This window comes from Sporolactobacillus shoreae (assembly GCF_004684935.1).
Lineage (GTDB): Bacteria > Bacillota > Bacilli > Bacillales > Sporolactobacillaceae > Sporolactobacillus > Sporolactobacillus shoreae.
Genome location: NZ_SRJD01000001.1, coordinates 111,336 through 124,769, shown reverse-complemented (window position 1 = coordinate 124,769; position 13,434 = coordinate 111,336). Strand labels below are relative to the sequence as shown.

Here is a 13,434-nt window from a genome sequence, read left to right as displayed (position 1 = left end):
GCAGCCATTCGCCGGTTTTAATTTACCGGCATGCCTGTCCTTATCTAAACTTATTCACTTCGTCGATAAAAATGTCTCCACGTTGCTCAAAAGATTTATATTGATCCCAACTCGCGCATGCCGGAGAAAGAAGAATCACGTCACCCGGTTTAGATAATGAGAAGGCCTCAGGGACTGCTGCCTCAACATTTTCTACAGGCCTGATCGTCGGGATCCCGGCCTTTTCACAGGCATCTTTTAACTTCGCTGTTGTCTGGCCGAAAAGCAGTACGGCTTTGATCCTTGCTTTTTTCAAATCCGGTACGAGTGCATCAAATGTATTGCCGCGGTCCAGCCCGCCGGCAAGAAGAACAATTTCTTTGCCAGGAAAGGCTGCCAGAGCTTTGGACGTTGCCAGAATATTCGTTGCTTTTGAATCGTTGTAGACCGTGCGCCCTTGAATAATATCAACATATTGGAGCCGATGCCGCACGCCGGTAAATGTTCTTAGTACATGCGCAATATATTCAGCCGAAACGTCGCACACGCGAGCCGCCGCGACGGCCGCAAGTGCATTCTGAAGATTGTGCTCGCCCGGGAGGCCCATTTCGTCAGCGTTCATGATCTTTTCTTGTCTGAAGTAAATGACGCCATCAGTAAGGTACGCACCCTTCTCGACTCTCTTTGTTGTTGAAAAAGGGACTGCTTCAGCCTTCGTTTTTTCCGCGACAAAATGAATCACACGCTCACTGTCAGCGTTATAAACCAAAAAATCATTTGATGTCTGATTGAATGTAATCCGTGCCTTAGCGTTAGCATAGTTTTCGACTGTCCCATGGTAGTCCAGATGATGATCAAAAATATTGAGTACAACAGCGACCTTGGGATGAAAGTTTTCAGTGCCCAGCAGCTGAAAACTTGACAGTTCTGCCACGATGACGTTCTTTTTAGTCAAATCCTGGACAACAGATGTCAGCGCGGTACCAATATTCCCAGCGACAATCGGTTCAAGATCCGATCCCTTCATCATCTCGCCGAGCAGCATCGTCGTCGTCGTCTTTCCATTCGATCCAGTAATACCGATAAAGGGTGCCTCAGAGAGTTCGGACGCAATTTCAACTTCGGTAATCACACGGATCCCCAATTCAATCGCTTTTTTAACTAATGGATTGGTATACGGAATCCCCGGATTTTTGATTAGAACAGAAACTTCGTTGTCGACCAAGTCTGGCGGATGTCCGCCATCGATGACACGCACGCCTTTTTTTTTCAATTCATCCGCATGTGCATTGCCCCTCAGATCATTGCGGTCATTCACCGTTACCTCTGCTCCGAGGCTGTGCATTAATTTGGCTACGGCGTAACCGCTTTTCCCGAGACCCAAAACCAAAACTTTTTTATTGGCGTAATTATCCAATTTTTTCAATTGATCATCCCCACCTTCAGATAAACACCGATAATGGCCAGAATCAGTCCGACCAGCCAGAATACTGTGACAACCTTCCATTCCGACCACCCGCCCAGTTCAAAGTGGTGGTGAATCGGGCTCATTCTGAATACTCTTTTTCCCGTAGTTTTAAATGAGATCACTTGAATAATAACGGATAATGTTTCGATTACATAAACACCGCCGATTACCGCAAGCAGGATTTCCGTTCCCGTGAGTATGGATATTCCCGCCAAAGCTCCGCCGATTGCGAGGGATCCGGTATCCCCCATAAACACCCTTGCCGGATGCGCGTTGAAAACAAGGAAACCAAGCATTGCGCCCATCATCGCAGTCGCAAAAAAAGCGATGCCGAGCTGGTTTGCGGCAACCGCTATAATCGCAAAAGCCGCAAACGAAATGGCGGCAAGCCCTGAAAGCAGTCCGTCCATTCCATCTGTCAGATTCGTCGCATTCGGAACACCGATCAAAATGAAAACGGCAAATACAGGATAGAGCCAATAAAGGTTAATCATCCAGTGCGTACCAGGAACATAAAGAAAAGTTGAATAATCGTAACGTGTGGTGACATACATGAAAATAGCTGCGATGATCAGCTGCCCTAGCATCTTCTGCTTTGAAGTCAGGCCCATGTTCCGCTTCATCACGACTTTAATGAAATCATCCGCCAGTCCGACAACCCCAAAACCAAGCGAAACAAACAAAAGCATGTAAGTGTTTTGATCCGCAACATGATAGTTAAACGCAATGACCAGCAGTGCGATCAGCATACCCGTTAAAAAAATCACACCGCCCATAGTCGGCGTTCCTGCCTTCTTCTGGTGGCTCTTGGGACCTTCCTCTCTGATATACTGCCCGAAATGCAGTCGCCTCAGCAGAGGGATAATAAGTGGTGCAAGAATTAGCGTAACTAAAAATGAGAGTGCCAAACCGGTTAATAAGACCAAAATCATGGATCGTTCCGCTCCTTTAAATATATAACGAGCTGGCCAAATAAAGAAAACTTGACGCAGCCAGAGGCCTGGTTGTTCTTTGCCGTTTCTTTTACTTAACGGTATAACAGGACCAATTATGATGAAAAAATATTTTCGGCTCTACAATTTTTCTTAATTTATGATTTCAGTAAATTCCAAAGAATTATTTTTCTGAACTTAGTTCCCCTACCAGCTGCTCGAGGGCAAGCAATCTAGAAGCTTTAAAAAGCATCACTGTTTGGTCATCAAGCAAATCAGCAAGATAGGAGCGCGCATCCATTTTCTCTGAAAAAGAACGGATGACAATGTGAGCTCCGTGACTATTTTCTAATAAAGGTTGAACAATCCATGCCCCTTTTTTCCCAATGGTCACGACATGAGTCAGCGGAGAAGTGAGCACTTCGGCCACGCTCCGGTGAAGCTGTTCTTCATTCTCTCCGAGTTCATACATATCACCAAGAACAGCTACCCTTTTTTTATATCCCGGAAGGTCCTTAAGCGTTTCAAGCGATGCCTTCATCGAAGTCGGGCTGGCGTTGTAGCAATCACTGATCAGCAGCGAATCATTCAGGCCTTTGACTTTCTCAAAACGCATTTTTGTCAGGTTTAGATTTTTCAGCCCTTCCTTAATCGTCTGGGCATTGATACTCAGCAGTTTTGCAGCTGTCAGGCTGTAAACCGCATTTTTAACATTGTGCCGGCCAAGAACAGGAACGGTGTATTCGCTCAGACCGTTGTTGAGTGAGAAACGATATCCGTCGGTCCCTTCTTTTACCCCCGTAATTTTCCACTCATTATCATTCTGGTAGCCGCAGCGGATAATATGAAAGGCGTTCGTATGAATATTTGTGAGCAGTGGTTCATCTCCATCAATAATCAAATTACCTCTCTTTTTCAAGCCGTTTATGATCTCGAGCTTTGCCTTGGCAATCCCTTCCCTGCTCCCCAGATATTCAATATGCGACTCGCCGATATTTGTGATGATCGCGATGTCCGGTTTAGCGAGCTGACTGAGGAAAGTCAGTTCGCCAAAATGGTTCATGCCCATCTCCAGTACCAGCACTTCAGTATCTTCAGGCATCGACAGAATGGTCAAAGGCACACCGATATGATTATTATGGTTGCCCTGAGTTTTATATGCTTTAAAGGTTCTCGATACAATGCCGTACACCATATCTTTTGTCGTCGTCTTCCCATTAGAGCCTGTAATCGCAATGACTTTCGGACGGCACTGAGTTAAAAAAGCCTTGGCCATACTTTGAAGGGCGTCCAGTGTATCTTTAACAAGAAACATCGGAAAACCCTCAGGAAGATGATCAGGCACAGGCTCCCTTTCCATCCACAAGGCAGCCTGTGCCCCGTTATTAATCGCATCTGCTAAAAAACGATGACCGTTAAAATTTTCACCGGTCAGAGGCACAAAAAGGCCATTGGTTACCGGTTTACGGCTGTCGGTCATGATATTCAGGCGGTTCAGGCCCTCCAGATTTCCCAGTATCTGAATCGCCTGTCCACGAACTATGTCAATACCTATACTCATTCGTTTAACTCTCCTTGTGGAAATATTACTTTTCCATTATCTCAATAATTGCTTTTTTTGCAATCTCACGATCATCAAAATGGTGTTTGACAGTACCGATAATCTGATAATCTTCGTGGCCTTTGCCGGCGATCAGTATGATATCTCCGGGCTCCGCCTGTCCGACGGCAAATCTGATCGCATCACGACGGTCAGTAATTTTTTTGTAATCACGTCCCTGAACGCCAGATTCCATCTCTGAAAGGATGAACTCCGGATCTTCCGTTCTTGGGTTATCAGATGTTAGTATTGCGAGATCGCTGTTCTCAACGGCAATTCTGGCCATAATCGGCCGCTTGCCTCGTTCTCTGTCCCCGCCGCACCCGACAACTGTGAGAATGCGCTTGTGGGCAAATTCCTTTATTGTAGCAAGTGCGTTCTCGAGGCTGTCAGGCGTATGGGAATAGTCAACAATGACCGAGAAATCCTGTCCTGCTGAGACTGTTTCGAACCTTCCGGAAACCCCCGCAACCTGCTCAACTGCATGGATCATCTCTTCCATAGCGAAACCGTTCACCGAGCAAGCTGCCAGGGAGGCAAGAACGTTATAGACGCTGAACTTGCCGATCAATTTCATGGCAACGGGATACGTCTCTCCACGGACATTCAAAGTGAATGATGTTCCCTTCGGTGTAATTTGCACAGATTCAGCCCTAAAATCAGCTGGATGGTCAATGCCGTACGTCATCACATGTGCCGCTGTCATATGACGATAGACTTCGGAAACCGGATCATCTGAATTGAGCACGGCAGCCTTTATTTTCCCGGAGCATCCATAACTATTGCCAAGCTGAGAGAAAAGAAGGCTTTTTGCATACATATAATCTTTCATTGTGCCATGAAGATCAAGATGATCTTCAGTCAGGTTGGTAAAAATCCCGACATTAAAATCACAGCCGTGTACCCGTCCGTCGTAAAGCGCATTTGAAGATGTTTCCATGACTACTGAAACTGCGCCTTCATCTCTCATCTTTGACAGATTCTCATGAATAAGATGAACTTCGGGAGTTGTATTTTCTACGGAAACTTCGTGATTTTTATAATGCATGCCCATAGTCCCGATCAGTCCGGTGTTCATACCGCAGGCCTCCTGAATGGCCCGGACAAGATAAGTAATGGTTGTTTTTCCATTTGTGCCGGTCACACCGATCAGATGCAGATCATGGCTTGGGTATCCGTAAAACCGGTCGGAGATCATGGCCAGAGCCCGGTGTGTATCACTGACATAGACAACAGGCACAGAAGCCTGAATGGTGTCCTGGGCGATAATTGCCGCTGCTCCTTTCTTCTCCGCCATCGCGGCATAAAGGTGCCCGTCACGATGATGACCTTTGATACAAAAAAACAGGGAACCCGGTTGTACCAGACGTGAGTCAATCACTAAATGACTGATATTAGGATTTCCCTCTCTATCTTGCCTGAAGTCTCTCAACGCTTCAAGACAATCAGCTAATTTCATCAAATACACGTCCTTAATGATCAGAATAGAATTTGGAAAAATGCCTCAGGGTGATTCAGTTAAAGCGCAGACCAGATTTAAATATGTATACCAAAAGCCGGCTGCAAGACACACCGGCTCTCTGTCCCCTGCTTATTTTAATCATTCGATTTCTTTTTGTCACCTAAGTATATCATTATTGTTGAACCTTGTTTGACCTTTACTCCCGCCTGAGGCGACTGCATCACCACGACATTTCCGCTTCCTTCAGCCTTCAGATTCAAATTAAGATCGTAATTTGCAAGATCGTTTTTATTAACTCCTGTCAAATCCGGAATTTTAATCAGAGGCTGATCCGGCCACCTTGCTTCCTTCTCCAGTCCCCCGCTTTGCTTCTCAACCCCCATCGCGCTCAGACTGTCCCCAATAATCCGACCGGCAATTGGGGCCGATACCGTCCCGCCAAATTGGACAGTCCCTTTCGGATGGTCAATCGCTACATACACGACAATCTTCGGGTTATTTGCCGGAGCAAAACCCATAAATGAGACAATGTAATTGCCGTCCATATACCCTCCACCATTCGGATTGACTTTCTGAGCAGTTCCTGTTTTTCCTCCGACACGGTAACCATCCACAAATGCATTGCGCCCTGTTCCCTGCGCCACAACACTTTCAAGTGCATCTCTGACTTTTTTGGAAGTCGACGCTGAAATCACTTGTCTCCTCAAGACAGGCTCTATCCGGTTAATCGTTTGCCCTGTATCGGTATCAATCCATGCCTTGGCGAGATGGGGCTCGTAGAGATACCCGCCGTTGATTGCCGCCGAGACGGCCGCCACCTGCTGGATGGGCGTGACAGATACACCTTGTCCGAATGCCGTAGTCGCCGTTTCAAGCGGGCCCACTTTATCTTTTTTGAAAAGAATACCCTTGGCTTCCCCCTGTAGATCGATACCTGTCTTTTCCCCAAATCCGAACTTATCGATATATGAAAAAAGTCTGTTTTTCCCCAGGCGTTCCCCGAGAGCGACAAATCCCGGGTTGCAGGAATTCTGAACGACCTGAAGGAAGGTCTCGGAACCATGCCCGCCCTTTTTCCAACAATGCAGATTGGTTCCCGCAACATCAATTGAACCCGAGTCATAAAAATGGTCCTTCTGGAGATTTACGACATTTTCCTGAAGTGCCGCGGCCAGTGTAATAACTTTGAAGGTTGATCCGGGTTCATAGGTTTTCCAGATCGGCAGATTATGGTTATAGACTTCGGGCGAAACATTCTGATATTTTCCGGGGTTAAAATCCGGTTTCGAAGACATGCCCAGAATTTCACCGGTATTCGGATCCATAGCTATCGCGAGGGCGCTTTCAGGATGATAAACAGCCATCGCATTATTTAATTCCCTCTCGATGATCGACTGAACTCGTGAGTCTATGGTCAGCATCAGGCTCGACCCGCTGGTCGGGGGGGTATACTGATCTTTCAGGTTAGACATTCGGTTCCCACGGACATCGGAGAAGAATGACACCTTGCCATTCTCACCTTTCAAACCGTCATTATAATAGGATTCAAGGCCTGTCAGCCCCTGATTGTCAATTCCGGCAAACCCGAGCACATGGGCCAGATAGCTTCCGTTTGGGTAATTCCTGATAAAGTCTTCAGCGATAAATACGCCGGGAAGCGCAAGGGCGCGAATTTGCGAGGCCTTTTCATTGGATATTTTTCTCCCCTCAGGAGTAATGCGGACGATGGACTGATGTTCTGTAATTTTTTCATAAGCTTTTTTCTTGCTCATTCCGAGAACTTGGGCTAGTTTGTCTGCCGTTGAATTTCTGCTTTGAGCAGGAATTTGGATTGGAACAACAAGTACAGAGGGACTGCTTACATTGGTTGCAAGTACTTTCCCGTTCCGATCGAGTATGTCCCCGCGCTCGGCCTCGTAAGGAATATTTTTGCCCCATTCTTCAAGCGCTTTTTTCGTCAGCCAATGGTTATTGAATATCTGTACATAAATCAGTCTGCCCAAAAAGACGGTGAACACTAGAAGGCCGGTGACCAGGATAAGAAGCAGCCGTTTTTTTACCTTATTTTTTGAGATCCGCACAAAAAGCCCCTCCTATCTTTCTTGTCCTACCCTTATGAGGAGGAAAAGAAAAATAGAACAGGCTATAGAGGGGGACTTTGTTCGTGTTTTCTTTTATTGCTGGGGTGACACACCAGAAACGCCGGTATTATTCCCCTTATTCTCACTTGTTTGAATGTTCATCTGTAATGAAGGTTTCATATCAATTGTCAGAGTGTCGCCGCTCTTCAGCTGACTTCCGGGCGACGGTTTCTGCTGATCAACAAAGCCGTATCCCTGGGTATTCAATTTCAGATCCGTGATATTTGCCAGTTTCATCGCGTCTGCAAGCGACCAGCCTTGGATATTCGGCATTTTCACCGCTCCCCCGCTATAAAGGATGACTTTGCTCCCAACCTCAAGCTCTTCTCCAGGATATGGGAACTGACGACTGACTGTCGGACTGTCGCCTAACGCTATCGGGTTGAGGCCGAAGCTCTGAAGCGATCGGGCCGTCTGATCCAACGGCTGCCCGGCGTAATCGCCAAGTTTAACAGATGGGGCAGCCTTTTGTCCGCTTCCCTGGACCACTTTTTTATCCACCTGCAAATATTGAAGGCTGCTTGTCATCACTGGCCGGGCGATGTCAACGACAGGTTCTGAGCCAAGATCCGTCGGTTTTAAGTGCGGTTGTTTGATCGCCACATAAACAATGACTCTCGGATTATTCTGGGGCGCCATGCCCAGAAAGGAATACACGTAGTTGTTTTTTCCTACAAGATATTGTCCGTTCATTGCGATCTGAGCTGTTCCGGTCTTTCCGATGACATCATAGCCGGGCAGATCAAAAGCGGTACCCGTCGCTCCGACGCCGTTCACTACATTCTTATTTGTGATCACCTGACGCATCAGCGCACGCGTCTGTTCTGCGGCAGACGCGGAGACCGGATGGCCGGAGACAACGGGATGATTGGCAAGGACTGTTTTTCCGTTTTCAGGATTAACAACTTTATCCACCACATAAGGGCGCATCATGACACCATTATTAGCGATCGCTGTTGAAGCCTGAACGATCTGCATCGCTGTAAAAGCGGAACCTTGTCCAAACGAAGCTTCCAGCTTGTCAATCGGCCAAGTCCAGTTAACGATCCCCGCCTGCTCCCCGGGAAGATCAATACCTGTTTTTTGCATAAATCCAAATTTTTTTAGATAGGTTCCAAGACGGTCAGGCCCGAGATATTTGTCTGTAAGTACAGACATTCCAACGTTTGAGGAAAGTTCAAACGCTTGGTCAAAATTAATTGTTCCCCATCCGGCACGATTCCAGTCGTGAATCGTCCCTCCCTTTACCCGGTAATCACCGGACGTGTAAGTAGCCTTCCCATTGAAAACACCGGCATCAATAGCCGAAGCCACTGTAAAGGTTTTCATGACGGATCCTGGTTCGTAAGGTGAAGCAATAGCTATGTTGCTAAATTGTTTAATATCCCTCAGATTAGGATTGAAATCAGGATACGTAGACATCGCCAGAATTTTGCCTGTTTTAGGATCAGCCACAATGCCGATCATACTGTTCGGTTTGTAATCAGCGTTGACACGAGACATCGTCTGATCCAACACCGTCTGTATACTGGAATTAAGCGTCAGATAGACATTATCACCGGGAACGGGTTTATTGATCTTCTGTTTCTCATCAGGAATCGGCACACCGCCCGAACTTGTATAATAGCGTACAGATCCATCCATTTCAGTCAGATAGCGGTCCATGGACTGTTCAACCCCGAACACACCCTTCTGCTGGTTATTATCCGGATTGGTTTGCGTAAATCCTATCGTGTAGGCAGCACTGGACTGTTCCGGATAATAGCGTTTGGATTCGGTCAGGTAATTGATTCCGGGAAGTTTCAGGCTGTCTATCTTCTGTTTTGTTGCAAAGCTGAGCATCCTCCCCTTTGATCCGAATTCAACCTGATAGGCCTTTCGATTAAGTGCGGAAAGGAGATCCGACTCTTTCATTTTGAGGATCGGAGCCAATTCACTGGCGGTCTTTTCCTTATCAATAACATGTATTGCAGCCTTTGGGCTGATCACAGCATATAGAGTATAGGCGGGTACGTCCTCAGCAAGAATACTGCCATTACTGGAATAGATCGTTCCTCTTTTTTCATCAACAATTTTGACTTCGGTCCATTGTCTGGTCCCGAGCTGAATCAGGCTGTGGCCATCAATCTCTTTGCCCTGGGCGATAAATACAAATCTCCCGATAATGATAAAAAAAGTCAGCATAAAAATTCCGCCGACTATCCCTGACCAATAACTAATCGCTCTTCTTTTTCTCTGAAACATAGGCACAAGCCACCTTATGGAAGAACCTTGACGTTGTTAATATCCAACTTCAGACCCAGCTTGGTTTCCGCGAACTTGACAATCCTGTCAGGCGAACTCAGGCTGTCAGAGTCCGCCTTCAGCTGCTGCGTCACTTTCGACTGGTTGCTTAACTTGTCCTGCAATACCTGAATATCCCTTGACGTCATATACAATCTCGCCTGATTGGTTACCATTAACGCTGCAAAGAGGAATACAGCCGTCCCCGCCAGCACCCAGAGCAACTTTTCTCCCTTAGTAATACGGCGAGTATTAACCGACGGTCCCTGCACATACTGACGTCTCGGTTCAGCATATTGTGATTCATTTAGATTAAATGCGCGCTGGGTCTGACTCATAGTTTCTCCTCCTTGAGTGTCCTTACTTTTTCCGCAATTCTAAGTTTTGCAGATCTGGCGCGGTGATTCCTCTCTACCTCGGATTCCGACGGAATAATCGGTTTCCTGGAAATTTTCTTAAGGACCGGCTGATCTTCGTCAGGAAGCTGTGGAAGCCCCTGAGGTAATTCTGGCAATTCACTGTATTTTTTAAAAAATTGTTTGCATAATCTGTCTTCCAGAGATTGAAAGGTAATAACAGAAATCCTTCCCCCGACCTTCAGCACTTCGAGAGACTGATGAAGGGCATCGTCCAAACTGCCAAGTTCATCATTTACCGCGATTCTGAGTGCCTGAAAAACCCGTTTGGCAGGATGACCGCCCTTTCTCCTGGCTGGAGCGGGAATCGACTCTTTGATCAAATCAACGAGTTCTTCCGTTGTCGAAATATGGTTCAGAGATCGTCGCCGTTCAATCGTTCTAGCTATCTGTTTTGAAAAACGTTCCTCACCGTACATGAAAAAGATATGTGCCAGTTTTTCATAAGGCCACTCATTCACGATCTCCTCGGCTGTAAGCGACTGTTCTCTGTCCATCCGCATATCCAGCGGGCCATTATTTTGATAACTGAATCCTCTGTCCGCATGATCGAACTGTGGCGATGATACGCCAAGATCGAACAGAATCCCGTCTGCGTGAAAAACCTCTCTTTCAGCGAGGCTGTCCCTGATTGTGCGAAAATTGGCTTTGATAAAAGTGATTTTTCCTGAATAGGGTTCAAGACGTTTCTCCGCCGCGTCCAGTGCTTCCTGATCCTGATCAAATGCGTACAGATGCCCGTTTTTCAATTTTTTGACAATTTCTTCGCTATGTCCTCCACCGCCTAAAGTGCAATCGACGTAAAGCCCGTCCGGTTTAATGTTCAGCCCGTGCACAGCCTCTTCCTTTAAGACAGTCGTGTGTTCAAACATCACATCATCATACTCCTTGCGTCCGGCTTCGTGTTCGTGTCAGTCAGGTGGATACATCTCCGACCAAAGCCGTACTTATGAATCCGCATCAAGAAGGCTCTCAGAAATATCGCCGAAGGACGCTTCGGATTCTTCAAAGTAGTGTTGCCAAGCACTGCTGTCCCAGATTTCCAGACGTGTGGAAACACCGATTACAACGCAGTCTTTTTCAATGCCCGCATATTCCCTCAGACCATTTCCAATGGAGACTCTGCCTTGCTTGTCCAGTTCACAGACACTGGCACCTGAGAAGAATAACCGGGTAAACGCTCTCGCATCTTTCCTTGTGAACGGGAGTGCTTTTAGTTTTTCCTCAATGCGCCGCCACTCAGACATTGGATAAACAAAGAGGCATTGTTCAAGGCCACGTGTCACAATGAATGATTCGCCGAGTTCATCCCGAAACTTGGCCGGAATAATGAGACGTCCCTTCATGTCTATGCTGTGATTGAACTCTCCCATAAACATGAATGAGCGCCTCCTCTTGGTCTTACTTTACCACAATCCTCCACTTTTCACCACTTAATTTTAAATATTAACGATTTTGTGGATTATGTCCCCCTTAATTGGCATCTCAGGGTAAAAAAAATAAGCCCCGGAGGATATTCGGAGCTTTTTTCTAGCTTATGTCTCTCGTATTGAGGGTTTTTGTGTCACTCACTGGTGACAGATTGCTGGACTGTTTCATCGGCAATATTTTTTCTCGCTTGGTCAACCATTTTCACAATACGGAGAAGAGCTGCATAGTTTTTCCTTAAAACCTTGTTCTCCTGCTCTAGCTTTTTAAAAGACTCATGCAGCGCGCCATTCTCAAGTTGTAGACTGCGGATCTGTTCGGAAGATTGCAGGAAAGATGGATCCGGCCATTCGTTTTTTAAATGTCCCAGAAAATCAATCATTTGTTCAAGCACCGCCTCTGAAATCGGCTGTATCTCTGAGTCTGATATCTTTTTTTCTCCGGGATCAATCTGAATCCCTTTTTTGCGCGTCATTTTCAATACTTTTCGTTGAGCTTTCGCTTCGCCCAATTCTTCCGCATATTGTTTACGAATACTTGAATTCCAGCGGAATCCGCAGGCCGCGGGAGTACGGGATAGCAGGTTGGCAGCTTCCGCGAATCCAGCCAACTGTGTGCTCCCCGCGCTGATGTGACCCAGGATTGTTGCGGCAAGCTTGCTATCCTCAGTGTGTGTCCAGGCATCCTGTCGTATCGATGACATCGTTTTTCCCCTTTCTCTTTTAAAATGAATAGTTAATTTAAGCTTCTTCCCATCAATATGCAGATGATAGGATCAATAGACTAATCCCAATCCGCTTAAAAAGAATAAATCATTTCATAATGGAAGGTAAAAAAAAAAGAGAAGCCTCAGCTTCTCCTTCCAGATCGGAATAATCATTTTTCTACGATTGTTTCACCCTTGTATGAGCCGCAATTCGGACATACACGATGAGCCAATTTATATTCACCACAGTTTTCACATTTCACCATGCCCGGAACGGCTAGTTTGAAATGTGTACGCCGTTTGTTCTTGCGAGTAGTCGATGTTCTTCTTTTAGGTACTGCCACGGTTCACACCTCCTCAAATCTTATTAATCGTTAAAAAACTTCTTCAGTTTTTCCAACCTTGGATCTATCCGCCAGGCCGCCGCTTTATCCGTCACCAGTTCCCAACCGTTGCCGGAAAGCTTTTCATTCTTGACCTTATCGCTGACAACACGCATTGGTTTTTCAACCAGAATAGCCTCAACCAGATAAGGGATAAGGTCAATCTGTTCATTCTCAATCTCGTGAACAAATTCACCGTTTTCAAGATCCGAATCTTCAGCTCCGGCCAGTAGAAAAGTTTCTGAAGTACTGATATCAAAGGGATAGTCGACATCTTCCAATGTTACTGCACAGGGTAGCACCATTGCTCCACTGATTTGCAAATGGAAAGTCAGTGACCGTTTTGAAAATTCAACAACGCCCTTTACGTCAACAGGCGACACTTTTCTCACTTCAGGATCCGTTCGAAACAATTCCAGAGGCAATACGACTTCTTCGTGAAAACCAAATCCCTCCTGCCTGTATTGAAGCAGTTCGGGAACTGACCATGATAAAGACATAATTAACCACCTCTAGACAACAAATGTTATTATAATCTCTGCCCTGGGGAATGTCAATCGGAGCTGTTCTCCTATACTAAGATTAACATAGCCAATTACTTTAAAGCAATTTCTTATTTTCAGCGAAATATGATAA

At 46.1% G+C, this 13,434-nt stretch carries 12 protein-coding genes; all 12 read right to left on the bottom strand.

Annotated elements, in window-relative coordinates; all coding sequences use genetic code 11:
• Positions 1 to 40: 40 nt before the first annotated feature.
• Entirely contained in the window at positions 41 to 1,405 is a 1,365-nt protein-coding gene (gene murD, locus E4665_RS00560; RefSeq protein WP_135346849.1) for a UDP-N-acetylmuramoyl-L-alanine--D-glutamate ligase, read from the bottom strand.
• Positions 1,402 to 2,379 (bottom strand): phospho-N-acetylmuramoyl-pentapeptide-transferase, encoded by a 978-nt coding sequence (mraY, locus tag E4665_RS00555; RefSeq protein WP_135346848.1) that lies wholly within the window; start codon positions 2,377 to 2,379, stop codon positions 1,402 to 1,404. The genes murD and mraY overlap by 4 nt, the downstream gene beginning before the upstream one ends.
• Before the next feature lie 184 nt (positions 2,380 to 2,563).
• Positions 2,564 to 3,940 carry a UDP-N-acetylmuramoyl-tripeptide--D-alanyl-D-alanine ligase gene (locus tag E4665_RS00550; RefSeq protein ID WP_135346847.1) on the bottom strand — a complete coding sequence of 459 codons (1,377 nt, stop codon included), beginning with the start codon at positions 3,938 to 3,940 and terminating at the stop codon, positions 2,564 to 2,566.
• 25 nt (positions 3,941 to 3,965) lie between these two features.
• Positions 3,966 to 5,438: a UDP-N-acetylmuramoyl-L-alanyl-D-glutamate--2,6-diaminopimelate ligase gene (locus tag E4665_RS00545; RefSeq protein WP_135346846.1), complete on the bottom strand. Its 1,473-nt coding sequence runs from the start codon at positions 5,436 to 5,438 to the stop codon at positions 3,966 to 3,968.
• 137 nt (positions 5,439 to 5,575) lie between these two features.
• Positions 5,576 to 7,522: a stage V sporulation protein D gene (locus E4665_RS00540; RefSeq protein WP_135346845.1), complete on the bottom strand. Its 1,947-nt coding sequence runs from the start codon at positions 7,520 to 7,522 to the stop codon at positions 5,576 to 5,578.
• 93 nt (positions 7,523 to 7,615) lie between these two features.
• Positions 7,616 to 9,826, bottom strand: a complete 2,211-nt coding sequence (locus E4665_RS00535) for a penicillin-binding protein (protein WP_135346844.1) — start codon at positions 9,824 to 9,826, stop codon at positions 7,616 to 7,618.
• 14 nt (positions 9,827 to 9,840) lie between these two features.
• Positions 9,841 to 10,203, bottom strand: coding sequence for a cell division protein FtsL (gene ftsL / locus E4665_RS00530; RefSeq protein ID WP_135346843.1), 363 nt, complete (start codon positions 10,201 to 10,203; stop codon positions 9,841 to 9,843).
• On the bottom strand, positions 10,200 to 11,153 hold the full coding sequence (gene rsmH / locus E4665_RS00525) for a 16S rRNA (cytosine(1402)-N(4))-methyltransferase RsmH (protein WP_135347107.1): 954 nt from the start codon (positions 11,151 to 11,153) through the stop codon (positions 10,200 to 10,202). Before rsmH ends, ftsL begins: the two co-directional genes overlap by 4 nt.
• Before the next feature lie 75 nt (positions 11,154 to 11,228).
• Positions 11,229 to 11,660 (bottom strand): division/cell wall cluster transcriptional repressor MraZ, encoded by a 432-nt coding sequence (gene mraZ, locus E4665_RS00520; RefSeq protein ID WP_135346842.1) that lies wholly within the window; start codon positions 11,658 to 11,660, stop codon positions 11,229 to 11,231.
• 185 nt (positions 11,661 to 11,845) lie between these two features.
• On the bottom strand, positions 11,846 to 12,412 hold the full coding sequence (locus tag E4665_RS00515) for a hypothetical protein (protein WP_135346841.1): 567 nt from the start codon (positions 12,410 to 12,412) through the stop codon (positions 11,846 to 11,848).
• A gap of 173 nt (positions 12,413 to 12,585) precedes the next feature.
• Positions 12,586 to 12,759, bottom strand: a complete 174-nt coding sequence (gene rpmF, locus E4665_RS00510; protein ID WP_135346840.1) for a 50S ribosomal protein L32 — start codon at positions 12,757 to 12,759, stop codon at positions 12,586 to 12,588.
• 23 nt (positions 12,760 to 12,782) lie between these two features.
• Positions 12,783 to 13,298 carry a YceD family protein gene (locus E4665_RS00505; RefSeq protein WP_135346839.1) on the bottom strand — a complete coding sequence of 172 codons (516 nt, stop codon included), beginning with the start codon at positions 13,296 to 13,298 and terminating at the stop codon, positions 12,783 to 12,785.
• Positions 13,299 to 13,434: the final 136 nt, after the last annotated feature.